Raw genomic sequence first — 19,133 nt, 5'->3', positions numbered from 1 at the left:
TCCAGACTTTTTAAGACAACACGTTTTTTGCCTGGCGGCCATAGCATTGTGGCCCCACCTGATCCCATGCCGAACTCAGAAGTGAAACGCAATTGCGCCGATGATAGTGTGGGGTTTCCCCATGTGAAAGTAGGTCACTGCCAGGCTCTTATTAAAACGAGAAAGCCCATCCTAACGGATGGGCTTTTTTCGTTTTAGCAACTGCGTTGCAGGACTACTTGCGGGGAACACAGATGTGAAAGTTGGGTGTTTGCGGAACATCAATCGGTGCGATGAATCATTACCGTGCTTCTTCTCATTACTATCAGGTCGCATCGTAGATGCTCCCGCTGCACAAGCTCAGAGCAATGCTCTTCGAATTCCTTGTTCCGCCTGCCAGGCTCCAATTACACGAAAGGCCTCTGCTCACGCAGAGGCCTTTTTCGTATAAGCGCTGACGGCAATATGCTCCTGCATTGCTCTACTACCGACATCCATGTCGGCAGCGCAGAAACCCACTTGCGGGGAACGCACCTTGCGCACAAAGACCTTCATCCCGCTAATTCATTATTCTATATCTTTTATAGGCCGTTAAGGGTTTTGCAGAGCTCAACCCGCTCGCAAGGCTCGAAGCTATGCTTCTCGAATTCCCTTGCTCGCTGTGAAAGTAGGCGCTAACTTCCCAAAGACTTCTCTATCCGAATTGCATTAAATCCACTCTGTAAAAGTTACGTGTTTGCGAAATACCTTTAGCTGCGATGAATCAGTACAGTGTTTATTCTCATTTCCATATGGTGCCATCGTATCTCGCCATGGATGGCGAGAGTAGCCAATGCAGGAGCATATTGCCGAAAGCTCAACCCGCTCGCAAGGCTCGAAGCCATGCTTCTCGAAACCCCGACTTCACTGTGAAAGTAGGAGGCAGACAATCAACACAAACCTCAGTTCCAAGTTCATTTACACCATCCTTCTTAGGCTCCAATTACACGCCAATTACTATCGCTAGCGAAAAACATACTTGTTAAAAGTGTGCTGGGCTCGGAAGAGTTATATTGTCGATGATTTACTAGCTAGGTTTTTAACAGAGCGTTAACGGTATGAGCGGTGCGGTGGATAGTTAGAAGTTTAATTTCGTCTTAATTTGACAACGGCACCCGACCTTATTGAGGGTGCCTTATTATTAATATGCCTATGATCTTTTGCGCTTAACTGTAAGTCCTAATAACGCTAGTCCAAAAATAGCTAGAGTGGTGGGTTCGGGGACAGTGCGGTAGCTTAAGTTGTCATACCTTACATTGTATTCAAAACCAGCATCTTTAGCGTTTAGAATGACGTTGCCAAAATATGCTGTCTGGTAGATGTCATTTGGATCTGTGTAAATGACATTGCCATTCACTAAGTATTCAACGCCAAAATCATTTATTTGAAATGCAAAGTTATTAAACTCATCCGGATTATAGCTTGCATCAGTTGCGTGCCAGCCATTATTGTCCCAGGCTTGTATTCCATCATCACCTTGAAACTCTAATATCGGCCAGCCTGATATACCACCGAGCAAATTAAATGCAGTTGCCCAGATTCCTCCGAAACGATTGACGCCTTCCCAGGCAGAGTCAATCATAATATCGATGGCTAAATAATCCGCGCGTCCTATGTCTAACTTCATCCCTTTTGTTTTATGAAAACTAGAGTCAGAACTGGTTCCATCGATTGACATAACCAATTCATTATTCACGATTTCGAAACCAGCTGGCGCTGCTCGATCAACAGTCCAATCAGACAATGAATCTCCGTCATTGAATTCAACCGTTACTAATCCAGCGTTTGCAAATGATGGTAAAAAAGCTAATGCGGCTAATAGCGATAGAGGTGTAAGCTTATTCATTTTTACTCCTTGTGAGGGTATCTCCAGTACCGCGCATGAGGAAATGAACGGCTGAGTAAAAAGTACTGCATTTAATATGCCTAAAGAGCTATCCCTTACGGGGTATGGAGTGCGTATCTATTACCTATAAGTAGTGTAAAAAATCACGACATATCAGACTCTTACTTAGATTCAGCAATCTCTCTATTAAAACTGTCGTCATGAAAATTAATGTTAAACTATATAAATGTATGTTGCTAAGTTGAGTGTAAATATTTCTGACAAAGCTGTAGGTCATGTCTATGCTCCTTAGTTACCTTGCATGAGCGCAAACGAATCTAGCATTAACCTTTCTATGACTTTTCTTAACTGACTGATACATCTCTAAGGTATTTGTCGCGATTAATCCGGCTTACAGAACTATATCGAATGTGAACTTTTGGGCTTTGTTCGATTAAAGGCATTGCTAAGATGGTCTAAAATAAAAAAGACAAGATAGATCCCCAAAGCTTGTAGACCGGAGACTCCGGTGAAGTAGAGGATGATGGCGCAAAATATTGCGGCTGCTATTGCGGCAATGCGAACGCTTCCGGTGAGTAGCTTTATGCCAGCTAGCGACGCGGCTAGGTATATAACGACAAACATGGCGTTAGCTATGGCGAGTAAGCTTTCAAATGAAAACTGTAGGTTATTTCTGGTGATTAGTACTAGTGCAATACTGAGGCTTACCAAGAATAAGGCGGCAACTGGAATGCCTAACGATGATTTCTTTCTTAATGGGTGTTGATTACCTTTGCCCTCGAACAAGCTATAAAGCATGCGTACAAAGCTCATGAGGTATAAGTTTACAGCGGCGAAGCAGCCTAAAAATCCAAGGATGGCAACTAAGCGTTGGCCAAACACGCCTAAACCAATTTCGGCTATATGGGTGATGGAATTTAGGTTTTTGCTCTCGCTACCATAAGCACCATGCACCACCACGGCGTAACTAATCACGATATATAAGGCGGCGGCTGCGCCAACCCCAATAAATACAGCTTTCGGAAAATCACGGCTGGGATCTTTGAACTCGTTGGCAACGTGGCAGATAGCTTCAATACCAACAAATGACCAGAACATGATTGCGATTGCGGCGCCTAAATGTCCTATCTCAAATGGCACTATAGGGGCTTGTATTGTTGCGTCTTGATAAAACAAACTACTAATACTGACGAGAATGATGGCTACAACTAGTGCCCATGAAATAAGCGATTGCAGTTTGGCTGACGTTTTTAGCTTTACGAAGTTCATTAGGGTAACTAGCGCTAACATCGCTAGTTCTAGTGTTAAGGCGGGCAGTGTTAAGCCGCCAAAAATCTGGGAGAAGTAACTTGCTCCGGTGATAAATACAACCGGTGGTCCAATCGGTGCAATGGCTAAGTAGAGCCAGGCGATAGCTTTGGAATGAGATGGGCCAAAGGCGTGGGCAACGTAGTGGGCGGTTCCGCCTTCGTGCGGATAGCGGCGTCCTAGTCCTGAGAAAGTAAATACCACCGGGATCATCACCGCAATGATGATAAGCCAGCCCACAAGAGAATAGAGTCCTGCTTCGCTTGCTGCGAGTGCTGGAATAATCAGTACGCTGGAGCCAAGTAGTGCGGATAGTAGAAGATTGGCACCTTGGAAAACACTTAGCTGGGCATTAGGCATGGTTATATTGATTCATCCTTGAATAGCGTTGTTGTAGGCTATCAGAGCCAATAGCAAAATAGTTGAGCGAGATCACTAGCTGAATATAAATGCTGAAATTTTGATTGTCCATGTGAAGCCTGCTTTTAGGGCATGGTTGAATGCTTGAGAAGCGTGCTAATCTTGCTTGCTCATACCTATAAGAATTGGGCATAGTAGTTTGGCTATATTTATCCAAGGAAGAAAGTGTGATTGATAGTGATTCAATTCAAGTATTTTTAGCCGTAGTTGAGCATGGTTCTTTAACGAAAGCGGCTAAAAAACTCGGGCGTTCGCATCCTACTTTAGGCCGGGTGATCGCAGCGATGGAAGATGAACTCGGCTATAAACTATTTGTACGCGAAGCGTCGGGTAAAAGCATGCTTATATCTGAGCGGGGTAAAAGACTGCTCTCGAGAGCAGAACTGACGCTGGCAACTGTAGAGCAGTTTTCTACTTTGGCATCACAGCTCTTTGATGACTCAATGCCAGAAACACTACGCTTGGCAATCCCTGACCTATTGCCCAACGAACTGATCGCGGATTTGTTCAGCCAAGTTTATACGCGTTGGCCACACTTAAATATTGAAATATCCCAGCCTTCGATATTTGAAGGCTATGGCTTACTTATGAGTCAACGGGTCGATGGCTTGTTGGTTCTACGCGAAGATGCCACCTTGCGAGGTCTCTTAGTCGACAATCTTGGAACGATTGGTTTCAATATTTATGCAAACCCCAGTCATCCATTATCCCTGTTGGACGGAACGCGTGTTGCTGCAGATTTCACGCCTTATCGTATGTTTTGGCCCAAGACGGGTTCCAACGATGTGAGTCGTTTGCAATGGGAGAGTTGGGCCTTAAGTACTTCCTATACCCAAAATTTTTCCCAAGCTGCGGCTTTTGCAGCGCAAGGCTTAGGCGCAGCTCCTTTGCCTGACTTTACCGCAAAACCCTATGTTGAAGCGGGGGTATTACAAGCGGTGTCTTTAGACACCGTTGCAAATAGTAATATCCAACTTATCGATTGGATGGTGTTGGAGAGCTATGAATACCGAGATCTCATGCTGTTTGTCACCCAAACGCTGATTGATCTATGTAACAAGTATAAAAATAAGCTAAATAGTAACGAGAGCGCTTGAACTTAGATTGCGCTCTTTGCCTGTGATCTATTAGTGTTGTAAAGCTGCCTCGGCTTTCATCACCGGCTTGCGTTTTTCGCGTAAGCCTTGGAAGAATACGAAAGCGGCGGGTACTAGCAAGCAACCGACAAACGTAGCAAAGATAATGCCACCGAACGCTGCCCAGCCAATTGCCTGTTGCGCGCCTGCACCGGCACTGGAAGCAATCATCAACGGTATTTGGCCTATGGCAAAACTAAGTGCAGTCATTAAAATTGCTCGCATTCTAAGTTGAGTTGCGCTCGTCGCGGCCTTAATTAAGCTATAGCCTTGCTGTTCTCGAAGTTGCTTAGCAAATTCCACAATTAAGATTGAATTACGTGCAGTCATACCAATCAAAAGCACCAACGCAATTTGGGTGTAAAGGCTGATGGTTCCACCGACAAAAAATCCAGAGCTCATAACCCCTAATGCTGCTGTTGGAACGGGCAGTAAGATTGCTAGAGGCGTTAACCAAGACTCATACTGGGCAACGAGTAACAAGTACACAATAACCATCGCTAGGGTAAAGGCGATACTCGCGGCGTTACCGGCTTCTTTTTCTTGGCGACTTAAACCTGACCACTCATAGGTAAAGCCACTGGGAAGCTCGGCGCTCACGCGTTCCATGGCGGCAATAACGTCGCCACTACTATAACCCGGTGCTGGCATAGCATTAATTAATGCTGAATTATTGATGTTGTAGCGTACTAAGGTCGCTGGGGAATACTCGATATGTGTATCGACTAAGTTACCAACGCGTAGCATCTTGCCGGCTTCATTACGTACATAAAGTCGGTCTAAAGACGACTCGTCTAGGCGCTGGTCTGCTTGGGCTTGTACCATCACCATGTAGTTGCGACCTTCCATCGTAAAGTCATTGACATAGCTTCCACCAAATTGAGCATTAATGGTGTTTACAAGGCTTGCAAAGGACACGCCTTTCATCGCTGCGCGTTCTTCGTTGATGTCTAACTTCACATTAGGTGTGTCTACCGAAAAGGTAGAGAATGCCGCGGCGATTTCGGGTTGTTGATTGGCTATATCGAGTAGCTCATTCAAAGCCTGTTCGATTTCTTCGGGATTGCGCCCTCTCTGGTCGAGTAGCATATACTCGACACCATCAACAAACCCAAGCTCTGGAACACTTGGTAGTCCAAAGGCCATACCTTGCCCCTCTGGCATGTTATCGATTGCGTCTTGAATTTGAGCAACGATCTTATCTTGGTGTTGCTCTGAGCTGCGCTCACTCCAGTGATTGAGCTTAGTTACAATTAAAGCTGAAGAACTATCAGTTGCCTCATTGAACAAATTGTATCCGGGCACGCTTAGTACACTAGCAACACCATCAAGGCTCTGCACGGTTTGGGTGACGCTAGCAACCGACTTGCGGGTGCGCTCTAACGAAGCGCCTTTAGGCAGATCAACGACTGAGAATACAACCCCCTGGTCTTCTGACGGAAACAAGGCTTGTGCCATTTGTCCATTAACAAGAACGGTTGCAACAACCAGAGCCACAATACTTAAAAATGCAATCAGCAGCCGCTTACACAGTATGCCAACCACCATTCCGAATTTGGTGGTGAAGCTTTCTAAAGCGTGATCGAACCGTTGTAATACTTTGGGTTTGGTTTCGATCTTCATCAACATTGCCGATAAAGCTGGGGTTAGTGTTAGTGCAACCAAGGTAGAAATGATCACCGCAATAACTAGTGTTTGTCCAAACTGGCTAAAGATAATACCGACCATGCCAGGCATCATAATTGTCGGCGCAAATACCGCGACTAGCACAGCGGCGCTGGCAATCAAAGGGCCTAAGACTTTCTGCATCGCTTCTATGGTAGCCAGCTTGGGATCGTGTTGACCTTCGTGCATTATTTTTTCAACGGTCTCTACAACGATGATGGCGGCGTCAACCACGATGCCAATAGCCAAAATGAGACCAAAGAGGCTGATTGTGTTAATTGACATGCCTAGGGCTTGTAGCACCGAGAAGGTTGCAATTAGCGAGACTGGAATTGCGCTACAAACGATAAATGTTGCGCGAAGTGAACCGAGAAACACCCAAGAAATAGCACTGACTAACAGTACTGCAATCAGCAATGTCTCAAGGGCGGAATCAATCGTTACCTTAATGTTGTCAGTCGCATCATAGGCAATCGCATATTCCAAACCATCAGGGAAGTCTTGGCCGAGCTGTTTAAGTTGTTCTTTAACACCTTGTGCTACTTGAACGGCGTTAGCGCTGGGGTCTTGGTAGATAGCCAAGGCCACCGCTTGATTGCCGTTGTGGAAAGCGTCGTACAAATACTGGTTGGCACCGATACTAACCTCAGCAACATCTTTAATGCGGACCTGTGAGCCGTCGGGATTAGTGCGTAGGCGAATATTGGCAAACTCATCGGCATTTTTTAAGCGGCCTCGGACTGTGACTGAATACTGCCATTGACTGTCACCAACAACAGGCTCCGCACCAAGAGAGCCAGCTGAACGGGTTTGGTTTTGAACACTGATAGCTTGAATGACATCTTCAGCAGTAAGATCTAGTGCTAATAGGCGTTCAGGTTTGAGCCAAACGCGCATTGAATATTCTTTCTCACCTAGAATCTCGACTTTTGAGAGGCCATTGATTCGGGCTAAGCTTTCTTTTAAATATTTTGAGCCATAGTTAGATACATCAATACCGTCAAAGCTTGCATCTGGAGAGTAAAGGCTCACTAACATCAGCATTGAGGGGGAAACTTTTTCAACGAAAACACCTTCACGCTTGACCGCCTCGGGTAACATCGGAAGCGCTGCATTGACACGGTTTTGAACCAATGTTGCGGCGCGGTCTACATCCATATCGGTATCGAAAAAGACATTAAGTGAATACTGTCCTGAGTTTCCCGAATTGGATCGCATATAAATCATGCTCTCAACCCCGTTCACTTGTTTTTCAATAACCGAGGCCACAGTGTCATTGACCACTTGTGAGTTAGCACCGCGATAGTTGGAAAAGACATTGACGGTTGGTGGGGCAACGTTGGGATACAGTGCAATTGGCATCTTGAGTACAGCGGCAGCACCAATCATCATCATTAAGATGGAGAGTACGATTGCGAATTTAGGTCTATCGATAAAGAATCTAATCATGATCTAGCCCTCAACCGTGACGCTTTGGTCTACAGATAGTTTGGCTTGTCCTTCGATGATGACTTTTGAGTTAAGAGCTAAGCCGTGAACCACTCGTTTTGCAGCGGATGCTTGGCCTAATGTGACCTCAACTTTTTTAACCTTATCGTGTTCAACTACATAAACATAGTCGGCTTTTGCGTCACTAACGATTGCTTGTTGCGGGACCAACATCGCCGTTTCAGAACGCACCACCAATAGTTCTGCATATTGCCCGGCGTAAGCTTGGCCATTGTTATCAAATTCGATACGAACGGCGAGACTTCCGGTGCTTGGGTCGACATGATTGTCGATTGAACTTATCTCACCTTCAGAGGGTAAAATGCTACCGTCGATGAGCTTTAGTTTGGCTTTAAATTCTGCTCTGCCTTGGCGAAGGTCATCAGTGATGGACAGTAGTTTTTTCTCGTCGATGTTAAGTACGACTTCAAGCTGTTCGTCGTTAACAATCGTATTTAAAGTTTGTGACGAGCTGATCATGGCGCCGATATCAAAGCTTTTTTCACCAACGACACCCGCGATAGGCGAACGAATTGTAGTACGCTCAATACTAAGATTTACTCGGTCAATTTGGCGTTCAAGCAGTTGAACTTGTCCTTGCGCGAGCTTAAAGCGTGTTTCAACTTCCTCTATTTCTTGCGTAGCAAGGCTACCAATTAGTTTTTGTGAACGTTTATGGTCGCGTGACGCCATATCGCTGCGTGTTTTCGCGATGGCTAGTTGCGCTTCTAGTTCAGCTTTTTCCAACTCAAAATCTAGTGAATCCAACTCGTACATCAGCTGGCCTTTTTCGATCTTGTCGCCAGCATTAACATAGCTTTTCAATAAGTAACCGGGTGTGCGGCTCGTGACATCAACTTGATGCTTGGGAAGCAACAGTCCTGAGTGTTTTTCAGTAAATTCAGCCGTTTGGGTTTGAGCGACGTGTACCTTAACAGTGGTGATTGTTGTTTGCTGATGCTGTGGTTCGATGCTTTCTTGAGCGCATCCCACTAATGCCGAGAGGGTGATGAGGGCGAGCATAGTTTTTTTCATTAGTGGTCTCCAATACGAAAGCAATATGAGCTGTTATTTGATAAAAATTTTAGTAATTGATGCCACCATACTGCGAAGATGGGCTAATAGGCTAACCTACAGCAGTTCAAATATGAACTGCTTTTATTGAACAAGATTTAATCTAGATAGCGCAAACTTTCACAGTGTGGATTATGCTGATAAAACAACCGATTACATAAGGCCACGGATTTGGCATTGAACATTAGGCCCTTGAGTGCGACTCAACTGTGGCTAAAAGTATTTTTCCCCTTGATCAAAAGAGCGCTCAGTTTAGGACTGATGGTCTATGCGCTATGGTTTTTCCATTACAGCTTGTTGGATGTTAGTGATTGGCAGCTTCAACAAAGTGATTACTATTCCCAAGTCGAACGAAACTGGACGCGTTTGCTGAGTGATCCCAGCCAAGTCTTGAAGTTTTCTATATGCATTATGTTTGTGGTGATTGGGTTTCGAGGGTTTGTGTTTCCAGTACTCAAAGCTCTTTATGGCTTTGTCCCTCAGTGGGCTTCGACCTTATCAGTCCACTACAAGTCTCAATTAACAGTGTTGAAATCTTGGTTTTCTAATGGCGCGGATATTATCGATAAAGGCTCGATGTGGTTGCTGCTAATATCTTTAACGGTTTATCTATTCAATGACCGCGAAGTGAATGCAATTGATAGCTCTTGGGAGACTATATATCGAGCTCAAGGTAAGTGGGGAGATCTCGGGCGACGTGATGCTTTAGCAACCTTAATTGATTATGACGTTAGTATTATTGGGGTTGATTTGAGCCATGCTGTTCTCAATCAATTGGTCTTTGATGGCGAGCATGACGACTATTGGATTGAACCCGATAGGGCAATGCTTGATCTCGTTATCTTGAGCTACACCGATCTTAGTTTTTCTTCATTTCCTTGTGTCTTTATGCGACAGGCTAATCTGCAGGGGGCCAAACTTAGTGGGGTGCGCTTTAGTGCAGCGGATTTGCGAGATTCCCAATTCAACAACAGTGACTTTGGTGGGAAGATTGTTAGTCAAGGACAGTATGTGTTAACTGACTTTAGCTTTGCCGATTTACGCGGCGCGGACTTAAGTGATGACGGCAAGGATGCTACTGAGCAAACCTCTCCCTATGGAAAATACCAAGATGATATTCAAGCACAGGGTGCGTGGTTTATTGGCGCAGACTTGCGAGGGACAAAATTGGGGCAAAAGGCCTTGGGCATAGGCCCTCAAGCAGATGCGCGGCAATTGGATTTTGTGCTTAGTAATCTTAAAGCCTTTGCACGCTGGGACGACACTACAGAGTTTCCACCGCTGGTTCAGCGTGAATTACAAACCTGGCAGGGTGCGCTTGAATCAACAACTATCAAAGAACAGCGGTGGAATAAGCTTGTCGATATTTATCAAAACAGTTTTGGTGAAGATCGGGCCCAACGTTTAAGAAGCTATCGTTTACTCAGTGTTGAAAGTAATGCCGCCAAATTGTTGAACCCAAAGCAAAGCTTTAGCGATCTTAGTTGTCAGAAAACTAACCGAGTGAGCTAGATTATTGAGCTGCGCTTCTAGTGCGCAAGCTCGGAGTGCTTTAGAAGCGAAAATTTTTTGTATTAGTCAGCGAGGGTGGTATTCTGCGCGCAATTCAAAAGATGAGATTTCAATACCGATGGCTCGACAAATACGTTACACCTATAACAACGTAGTAAAAACGATTGGCTTTGCTAACGACCGATTTAATAGCTTACAAGAAGCGGTAGCTGCTGCGGAAGGAGTGGATCTGAGCAACTATTTGGCGATGGAAGCCCAAGTATTGCAGCATTCTAAAGGTAAAAACGCCATGCGTGAATTCCGAGACAGCGAGTTCAAACGCATGGGTTTTAGCAATATCGAGTTTATCAAAGACTAAGCTAAACCATCACCGGTTTAACTGTTTGACATGACTTCGGCTAAGCGTTCAACTGCTTGTTCAAGCTGGGCATCATCAAGCGCAGTAAAGTTTAAGCGAATAGCTTGATAGTCAATGCTGGCATCACTTGGCCAAAACTCATCACCGGGTACAACCGCCACTTGGTAATCTAGGGCTTTAGCAGCTAAATCATGAGCTTGGTGTTGTTTAAGCTTGGCCCAAACAAACATTCCACCTTCGGGTACTTCAAAATCTATCCAGTCGCTCAAATGCCGATTTAGTGCATCGACGAGTACATCACGGCGTGCGCAATAGTGTTGTTTAAGCTGCTCTAAATGCGCCGGAAATTCAGGATGAGTGATGGTTGCAAGTAGCATTTGTTGCATCGGCAATGCTGAGTGCAAATCGCTGGCTTGTTTGACTTTCTTAAGTGGTTCCAGCAATTTTTGGCTGGCCATTACAAAACCAACCCGCATGCTTGGCGTAGCAATCTTCGAAAACGATCCCATGTAAAACGCTTGCCCTTTACATAAGGAACTAACGCTAGGTAGCGTTTCGCCGCTGTAGCGTAGTTCGCGATAAGGTGCATCTTCAATGAAGGCGACATCGAAGCGTTCGCACAACAAAGCAACGCCTTGGCGCTTTTCCAAAGTCCAGCAACTTGAACTAGGATTTTGGAAATCAGGGACTGCGTAAAAAAGTTTGATTTGGTTTTGGCTAAGCATGCTTTCAAGGTGGTCAAGATCAGGCCCCGTGCTATCACTTTTAACCGTCAGTGTCTTTGCTTGCGCCAAATCGAAAATCTGTAGCGCTCCTAAGTAGCTTGGAGCTTCACATAGTACTTGATCGCCGGGGTTTAAATAACTGCGAGCAATGAGATCAAGAGCTTGTTGAGAGCCGCTAGTCACCATAACGTCGTCGGCCAAAGCGAGCGAATCAATCAGCCATTTGCGCAGCGGTGCATAGCCTTCGGTTGCGCCGTATTGATAAATAGATGGGTCATCCGCTAAGTGCTGCGCTGCTTGCGCGAGTATCGCTTTTGGGAAACGCGACGCATCGGGAAGACCACCGGCAAGCGATAACATGCCTGGTTGTTGGATGACTTTGAGGATATTACGAATATAGGATTCTTTAGTTTCTTGTACGCGTTGGCTTGGCTCTATCATCTCTTTCTCATCGTTTTACTATTTGTTATGACATCCGTGTAACCACATCATTACAAAATTAAGTCAAAAAGTATCGGTTTATTGGCTTAAAGTCTAAACCGATAATGCTCACCACTTAGCTGCTAATGCTAAGCGCAATTAATCTTTATTGCCTAATGCCGCGCGTAGCGCTGCAATTCCCTTGGCTCCCTTAGCTTCTCGTTGCTCTGGGCTAACTTCGCGCTTGTCGTTTGGCCACTGTAAATCATCTTGCGGTAGCTCATACAAAAAGCGGCTGGGCTCCGGTTTGAAGGTTTCGCCATACTGCCGGCGTTCTCGGGTTAGGGTGAAGAACAGTTCTTTTTGGGCGCGAGTAATACCCACGTACGCTAATCGGCGTTCTTCGTCGACATTTTCTTCATCAATGCTGCTTTGATGCGGCAGTAAGCCTTCTTCCATACCAATTAAATACACATAGGGGAATTCGAGTCCTTTGGAGGCATGCAAGGTCATCAGTTGCACCTGGTCGAGTTCTTCGTCGTCTTCGCCACGCTCCATCATATCGCGCAATATTAAGCGATTGACCACTTGGGGTAAGGTCATCGGCTCTTTGTCGTTGCTGCCCTCTAACATGTCGGTGATCCAACGAAATAACTCTGAGACATTTTTCATCCGCATTTCTGCGGCGCGCGGGCTTGGGCTTGTTTCGTAGAGCCAGTCTTCGTAGTTAATGTCGCGGATGAGGTCGCGCACCGCTTGCTGGGCTTCTCCGCGCTGTGCTCGGTCTGAAAGCTCGACTAACCAGCGGCTGAAACCTTCAACAGCTTTACGGGCTCGAGCCGGCAAAGCGGCCAACAAGTCAGCTTTGCAGCAGGCTTCGAATAAATTGACGTGGGTTTCATTGGCATAGGTACCAATGCGCTCCATCGTTGCTGGACCAATTTCACGGCGCGGCGTATTGATTACCCGCAACAAGGCGTTATCGTCCTCGTCATTCACCATAACCCGTAGGTAGGCCATAATGTCTTTAATTTCACTACGCGAGAAGAACGAGGTACCACCACTAATCTTATAGGGGATACGGTTATTCATTAGGGTTTTTTCAAGCAGGCGTGATTGGTGATTGCCTCGATATAGAACCGCGTAGTCTTTATAACTAGTGCCGTTCATAAAGCGGTGTCCTATCAGCTCCGCTACAACCCGCTCTGCTTCTTGTTCTTCGTTTTTAGCAGAAATGATTTTAACCGGTTCACCATAGGGTAATTCCGAGAACAGGCTTTTATCGAAAATATGCTCATTGTTTTCAATCAGAATATTGGCGCACTTTAGAATGCGTTGCGAACTACGGTAGTTTTGTTCAAGTTTAACAACTTTCAATTGAGGGAAGTCGGTCTGCAGCAACATTAGGTTTTTAGGCTGTGCCCCGCGCCAGCTATAAATGCTTTGGTCGTCATCGCCAACTACGGTAAAGCGTGCGCGCTCACCAACCAGCAACTTCACTAATTGGTATTGGCTGGTATTGGTGTCTTGGTATTCATCAACCAACAAGTAGCGAATACGGTTTTGCCAGTACTCACGCACCGTTTGATTGGTGGCCAGTAAGATGGTTGGCATAACAATTAAGTCATCAAAGTCTAAGGCGTTATAGGCTTTCATGTGCTGGGTATAGATTTGGTATAAATGCGCAAATAGTTGATCGCGTTCACCACTGGCCTGGTCTTTGGCTTGTTTTGGCAAGATCAGGTCATTTTTCCAATTCGATATTTGCGAAATCAGCTGCTTAATTAGGTCTTTATCTTCTTTAAGCTGATCGATACTTAGCTCTTTAAGCAAGGCAACTTGGTCTTGGTCATCAAATAAGGAGAAATTAGCTTTTAAACGCAGATGTTTATGCTCACGGCGAATGATATCTAAACCCAGGGTGTGAAAGGTACTCACGGTTAATCCGCGAGACTCTTTACGACCTAGGGTTTGTCCAACCCGCTCGCGCATCTCACGAGCTGCTTTATTCGTAAAGGTTACCGCTGCAATATGTCGAGGACTCATACGACACTCTCGCACCAAGTGGGCGATCTTGTTGGTGATTACGCGTGTTTTACCGCTCCCCGCACCCGCAAGTACCAGGCAGGGGCCAGAGACAAATTCGACAGCTTGTTGTTGAGCGGGGTTTAACTTCACCAAAAATACCTATTTTCAAACGTAACGGCCTAGTTTACCTGAACTCTCAGCTCTCGCACCTTACTTATAGCGATAATTATTGCTTGCAGCGCGTTGCAAACACGCAGTACAATAATGAATGAACGTTCATTCATTATTTGTGGAAGCTATGAGTCCCGATAAAACCAGGTTAATTTTGGACGCCACGGAAGAGGTGATTGCGCAGCAAGGGATCATGAATACGTCCATGAGCAAAGTGGCTAAACACGCCGGTGTAGCAGCGGGTACGATATACCTTCACTTTACCGATAAGTCTGAACTTATCTCAAAGCTTCGAGAACGCAACATCCGTGACTTTAGTCTGGTGCTGCTTGCGGGGCATGATGCAACTCTTAGTTTTCAACAGCAGTTCGAAAACCTATGGGCTAATTCCTATAATTTTCATTTGCGCTATCCAGAAAAAGTTAAATTGCGCGAAATGATGCGTTTATTACCAGACTATGAGAGTTCCTGGCAGCAATTTATGGACCTCTTTACACCCCTCACCGAATTCTTTGGCCAAGGCGTTGCACAGGGCGTGCTTAAACCACTACCGGGTCCTATTCTTTACAGTTTAGGTTTCGGACCGATTGGCGAGTTTTCACATCAAAGTACAAATCAAGGCTTAGTCATGAGCCAAGAATTACAAAAATTAGCGGTTTTAGCCTGTTGGGATGCCATCGCGCTGAATCCTTCTATATCGATTTCGGAGTAACAAATGAAAAAGTGGATTGCTTTTGCACTGCTGTTTGCAGTTTTACTGTTTGGCAGTGTTTTTGGTTTTAATATGTTCAAGCAACAAAAGATTGCTGAGTTCATGGCGGCTAGACCGGTACCGAGTTTACCGGTTGAAGTTCAGCAAGCAACGGTTCGCGACTGGACACCTTCGATAAAATCAATTGGTTTCATCGAACCCTTTCAAGGGGTAACCGTTAGCTCATCGGTTGCAGGTTTAGTGGATAAAATTCACTTCCAGTCTGGTGATAAAGTTAAAGCCGATGATCTACTAGTAGAGCTCGAGGCCAAGGTTGAAAAAGCCAATCTTGCGTCTGCTCAGGCACGCTTACCTGCTTTAAAGCGTCAATTAACTCGAAACCGTACCTTGTTGGGTAAGGGCTCCGTTTCACAAACTCAGTTTGATGACTCCGAAGCACAGTACTTAAGCTTGGTTAACGATGTGGTGGCCTTGCAAGAAACCATTAAACGTAAGCAAATCCGTGCGCCCTTTGATGGCATTGTGGGTATTCGCCAAATTAACTTAGGTGAGTATTTGCAGCCAGGTAACGATATCGTTCGCCTTGAGAATCTGGACAAAATGCAAATCCGCTTTATTGTTCCGCAAAAGCAATTGTCACAAATCTATATCGATATGCCAATTGAGCTGCATACCGACGCCTACCCCGATACCAACTTTGTAGGCGCTATTTCGGCCATTGAACCAACCGTAGACTTTCAAAGTGGCGTGGTTCAAATTCAAGCCGAAATTCCTAACAGTAATCAACAGCTACGCTCTGGTATGTACGCAGACGTAGTTGCTTGGCTTCCGGTACTTAAGGACCGAGTGGTTATTCCACAAATTGCGGTTAATTTTACCCTTTATGGACAATCGGTCTTTGTGGTTGAAGAAAGTCAAAACCAAGCCAGTGGCGAGACCGAACTGCATGTAAAACAGCGTAGTGTTGTGATTGACGAGCGTCTTGATGACGACGTGTTGATTGCTAGTGGTGTAGAAGGCCATGAGAAGGTGGTTGTTGCAGGGCAAGTACGACTACAAAATGGTGCCAAAGTACGTTTGGTTGAAGATTCGTTTATCGATCGCAAGCAAGAATTGCCGAACGAATAGAGGCCGCAAAGTATGAAATTTACCGATATATTTATCCGTCGCCCAGTGTTGGCGCTGGCCCTAAGTTTGCTGTTGGTGATTCTTGGTATTCAAGCCATCTTTAAGATGCAAGTGCGCGAATATCCTGAGCTCACCAATACCGTGGTAACGATCTCGACCGCCTATTATGGTGCGCCTTCAGATGTGATCCAGGGTTTTATTACTCAGCCGCTACAACAGGCAATTGCTGAGGCTGATAACCTCGACTTTCTACAATCTGAAAGCCGAATGGGCAGCTCTACCATCACCGCCTATATGGAAATTGGCACCGATCCCGATGCAGCTTTGTCAGAAATTATGGCCAAAGTGAACAGCGTGCGAGCAAGGCTACCTTCTGAAGCACTTGATCCCAATATTAGTCGTTCAACAGGCTCAAGTACGTCAATTATGTATTTGGCATTTGCCAGCGACGAGCTAAATTCCGCCCAGATCTCAGATTATCTACAACGTACAGTTCAGCCCAAGCTGGTCACAGTAACCGGGGTGTCCAAAGCCAACGTATATGGACCTAACTTGTCGGTTCGTGTGTGGTTAGATCCGCTAAAAATGGTTGCCCATAAGCTCACTGCGTCTCAAGTTGCGGCCGCGCTTCGCCAAAACAATTATCGCGCTGCACCGGGGCAGGCTAAAAGCCGCTTTGGTTTGATCAATGTTGAAGCCGATACCGACTTAAAAACAGTCGACGAATTTAAGCAAATGATCGTGATGCGTAGCGACAGCGGTATTGTTCGCTTAGGTGATATCGCTGAAATTGAAATGAACGCTGGCCGTGAAACCATCCGCGCTAAAGTGGATGGTAGCTCCGCGGTTGTAATTGCTATAGACCCAACCCCAACTGCCAACCCTTTAGAGGTTGCCAAACTGATTAAAGAGATGTACTCCGAGATCGACAACAATCTGCCTGATAACATTGATATGCAGTTATTGTATGACTCCACGGAATACATTGAATCCTCAATCAATGAAGTATTAACCACGATAGTCGAAGCCACCATAATTGTGGTTATTACTATCTTCCTGTTTATGGGAAATTTGCGCGCAGTTATTATTCCGGTGATTGCTATTCCTTTGTCATTGATTGGCGTGTGTTTGGCGATGCAAGTCTTAGGATTTTCCATCAATCTATTGACACTATTGGCCATGGTCTTGGCAATTGGGCTGGTGGTCGATGACGCGATTGTGGTGGTTGAAAACGTCGACCGACATATTCGAATGGGGAAATCTCCCTTTGATGCTGCTGTTATCGGGACTCGTGAGATTGCGGTTCCGGTTATTTCAATGACCATAACCTTGATTGCGGTTTACTCTCCAATCGCTTTACTAGGTGGCTTGACTGGCGCACTGTTTAAAGAGTTTGCCTTGACCCTCGCTGGCGCAGTTTTTGTGTCAGGTTTTGTGGCGCTTACCTTATCGCCGGTAATGTGTGCTGGGATCTTGAAGAAGAACGAAAACCCTGGTCGTTTCGAACTTGCTGTTCATCGGTTTCTAGATCGACTCGATGATGCCTATGCAAGTACTTTAGCGGTGACTCTAAAGCGACGTCCCGCGATTGTGATTTTCGCCATTATTGTATTTGCAAGTTTGTACCCATTGATGCAATTAATCCCATCAGAGCTAGCGCCCGCCGAAGATAAAGGCGCTAGTATTCTAATGGTATCAGCTCCGCCAGGCTCAAATTTGGATTACATCGACCAATACATGGACGAAGTGAGTCGACGCACGCTTGAGATCAATGATATTGAAGGTACCTTCACCATGGCGGGTATCCCATCTGCTGACAGTGGTCTTGGGATTATTCGGTCGGTGCTTTGGGATCAACGTGAACATGACCAAGACACTTTAATGAATATGGTCAAAGACACCGGTAAAGACATTGCTGGCGTGAGTGCTACTTCGTTTCCTATGCCAGTGCTGCCCGGCTCTAGTGGCGGTTATCCAGTACAAATGGTAATTAAAGGTATTGGCGACTATCGCTCAATCTTGGCAATGGCAACCGAGTTACAAAATGAAGCCACGCAAGCGGGCTACTTTGTATTCTCAGATCTTGACCTTAAGTACAAAACTCCGCAGCTGAGCGTTGAAGTTGACCGCGACAAAGCTGGCGCCTATGGCGTGAAAATGGAAGATATTGCCAATACTATGTCGATGCTCATGGGCGACGGTTACATCAATCACATTAATATCGATGGTCGAAGTTACGAGGTTATTCCTCAGGTTAAACGTGGCGATCGTCTTACGCCTGAGTTGATCGGTAACTACTATGTCAACAGTGTGTCGGGCGCGCCGGTTCCCTTGGTCAACTTAATCGATTGGAAACTTAATGGTGAGCCTTCAAGCTTGCTACAAATGGATCAGTCAAACACGGTGACACTGAACGCGGTACTTATGCCAGGACAAGCGATGGGCGATGCCTTGAATTTCCTAGAGCAAAAAGCGGCAGACATACTGCCACCGGGCTACACTTTTGACTACAAAGGTGAATCACGACAATTTGTGCAAGAGGGCTCGGCGCTTTACGTTACCTTTGCGCTAGCCTTGGCGATTATTTTCTTAGTCCTAGCTGCGCAGTTTGAAAGCTGGCGCGACCCGCTGGTGATCATGGTGTCGGTACCCTTGGCGATTTGTGGCGCGCTGCTGCTGATGGGCTGGGGCTTAGCCTCGATGAATATTTACACCCAAATCGGCATGATTACTTTGGTCGGCTTAATCACCAAGCACGGTATTTTAATGTGTGAAGTGGCTAAAGAGCAGCAAATGGAGTTTGGTAAGAGCAAAGTAGAGGCGATTCAATATGCAGCGCGTATTCGTCTGCGGGCGATTTTGATGACCACTATTTCGATGGTGGCGGGTCTTATTCCACTGCTACTCGCTGTTGGACCAGGGGCTGCGGCGCGTTTTGATATCGGCATGGTGATTTGTGCAGGACTATCAATCGGCACCATCTTTACATTGTTTGTATTGCCAACCATCTACACTCTGTTAGGGGCAAACCATAAAGCCTTGCCAGAAGTAGAGCATTTGTAGCAGCAACTAAACCTAAATAGCAAAAAGCCGCGAACGACTCGCGGCTTTTTTATGTCAGTAA

Annotated in this window: 12 protein-coding genes and 1 rRNA gene; 7 read left to right on the top strand and 6 right to left on the bottom strand. The window is 45.7% G+C overall.

From position 1 onward, the window contains the following. The first annotated feature begins 30 nt into the window (after positions 1-30). Positions 31-146, top strand: a 5S ribosomal RNA gene (gene rrf / locus DBZ36_RS02610). A gap of 1,022 nt (positions 147-1,168) precedes the next feature. Here the strand turns inward: rrf and DBZ36_RS02605 are convergent. Together DBZ36_RS02605 and yjeH are read right to left on the bottom strand one after the other, a co-directional pair. Then, the gene (locus tag DBZ36_RS02605; protein WP_120353361.1) at positions 1,169-1,864 is read right to left on the bottom strand and encodes a PEP-CTERM sorting domain-containing protein; all 696 of its coding nucleotides are present in this window, start codon (positions 1,862-1,864) and stop codon (positions 1,169-1,171) included. A gap of 399 nt (positions 1,865-2,263) precedes the next feature. Next, complete coding sequence (gene yjeH, locus DBZ36_RS02600) at positions 2,264-3,532, bottom strand: L-methionine/branched-chain amino acid transporter (protein ID WP_120353360.1); 1,269 nt, start codon at positions 3,530-3,532, stop codon at positions 2,264-2,266. A gap of 227 nt (positions 3,533-3,759) precedes the next feature. Here yjeH and DBZ36_RS02595 point away from each other — a divergent pair, with 227 nt between their 5' ends. Next, positions 3,760-4,689, top strand: a complete 930-nt coding sequence (locus DBZ36_RS02595; protein ID WP_158589014.1) for a LysR family transcriptional regulator — start codon at positions 3,760-3,762, stop codon at positions 4,687-4,689. Between the two features lie 30 nt (positions 4,690-4,719). On the opposite strand, the gene DBZ36_RS02590 is transcribed toward DBZ36_RS02595, so the two are convergent. After that, positions 4,720-7,842 (bottom strand): efflux RND transporter permease subunit, encoded by a 3,123-nt coding sequence (locus tag DBZ36_RS02590; RefSeq protein WP_120353358.1) that lies wholly within the window; start codon positions 7,840-7,842, stop codon positions 4,720-4,722. A 3-nt stretch (positions 7,843-7,845) separates the two neighbouring features. Beyond that, positions 7,846-8,916: an efflux RND transporter periplasmic adaptor subunit gene (locus DBZ36_RS02585; RefSeq protein WP_120353357.1), complete on the bottom strand. Its 1,071-nt coding sequence runs from the start codon at positions 8,914-8,916 to the stop codon at positions 7,846-7,848. Between the two features lie 216 nt (positions 8,917-9,132). Between DBZ36_RS02585 and DBZ36_RS02580 the strand changes: the two genes are divergently transcribed. Beyond that, a complete protein-coding gene (locus DBZ36_RS02580) occupies positions 9,133-10,467 on the top strand; it encodes a pentapeptide repeat-containing protein (RefSeq protein WP_147394988.1) in 1,335 nt (444 codons plus the stop codon). 118 nt (positions 10,468-10,585) lie between these two features. Further along, complete coding sequence (locus tag DBZ36_RS02575) at positions 10,586-10,825, top strand: DUF2960 domain-containing protein (RefSeq protein WP_120353379.1); 240 nt, start codon at positions 10,586-10,588, stop codon at positions 10,823-10,825. 17 nt (positions 10,826-10,842) lie between these two features. Here DBZ36_RS02575 and DBZ36_RS02570 read toward each other — a convergent pair whose 3' ends face one another. Together DBZ36_RS02570 and rep are read right to left on the bottom strand one after the other, a co-directional pair. Next, positions 10,843-11,991 (bottom strand): aminotransferase-like domain-containing protein, encoded by a 1,149-nt coding sequence (locus tag DBZ36_RS02570; RefSeq protein ID WP_120353355.1) that lies wholly within the window; start codon positions 11,989-11,991, stop codon positions 10,843-10,845. A 138-nt stretch (positions 11,992-12,129) separates the two neighbouring features. Then, positions 12,130-14,148 carry a DNA helicase Rep gene (gene rep / locus DBZ36_RS02565; protein ID WP_120353354.1) on the bottom strand — a complete coding sequence of 673 codons (2,019 nt, stop codon included), beginning with the start codon at positions 14,146-14,148 and terminating at the stop codon, positions 12,130-12,132. A 148-nt stretch (positions 14,149-14,296) separates the two neighbouring features. Here rep and DBZ36_RS02560 point away from each other — a divergent pair, with 148 nt between their 5' ends. From DBZ36_RS02560 to DBZ36_RS02550, 3 genes are read left to right on the top strand one after another with little or no spacing between them, the layout of a single operon-like run. After that, the gene (locus DBZ36_RS02560) at positions 14,297-14,881 is read left to right on the top strand and encodes a TetR/AcrR family transcriptional regulator (RefSeq protein ID WP_158589013.1); all 585 of its coding nucleotides are present in this window, start codon (positions 14,297-14,299) and stop codon (positions 14,879-14,881) included. A gap of 3 nt (positions 14,882-14,884) precedes the next feature. Further along, on the top strand, positions 14,885-16,009 hold the full coding sequence (locus tag DBZ36_RS02555; protein ID WP_120353352.1) for an efflux RND transporter periplasmic adaptor subunit: 1,125 nt from the start codon (positions 14,885-14,887) through the stop codon (positions 16,007-16,009). Positions 16,010-16,021: 12 nt separating this feature from the next. Further along, positions 16,022-19,072 carry an efflux RND transporter permease subunit gene (locus DBZ36_RS02550; protein ID WP_120353351.1) on the top strand — a complete coding sequence of 1,017 codons (3,051 nt, stop codon included), beginning with the start codon at positions 16,022-16,024 and terminating at the stop codon, positions 19,070-19,072. Positions 19,073-19,133: the final 61 nt, after the last annotated feature.

This window comes from Alginatibacterium sediminis, from assembly GCF_003610775.1.
GTDB lineage: Bacteria > Pseudomonadota > Gammaproteobacteria > Enterobacterales > Celerinatantimonadaceae > Alginatibacterium > Alginatibacterium sediminis.
This window is presented reverse-complemented; position numbering and strand designations above follow the sequence as displayed.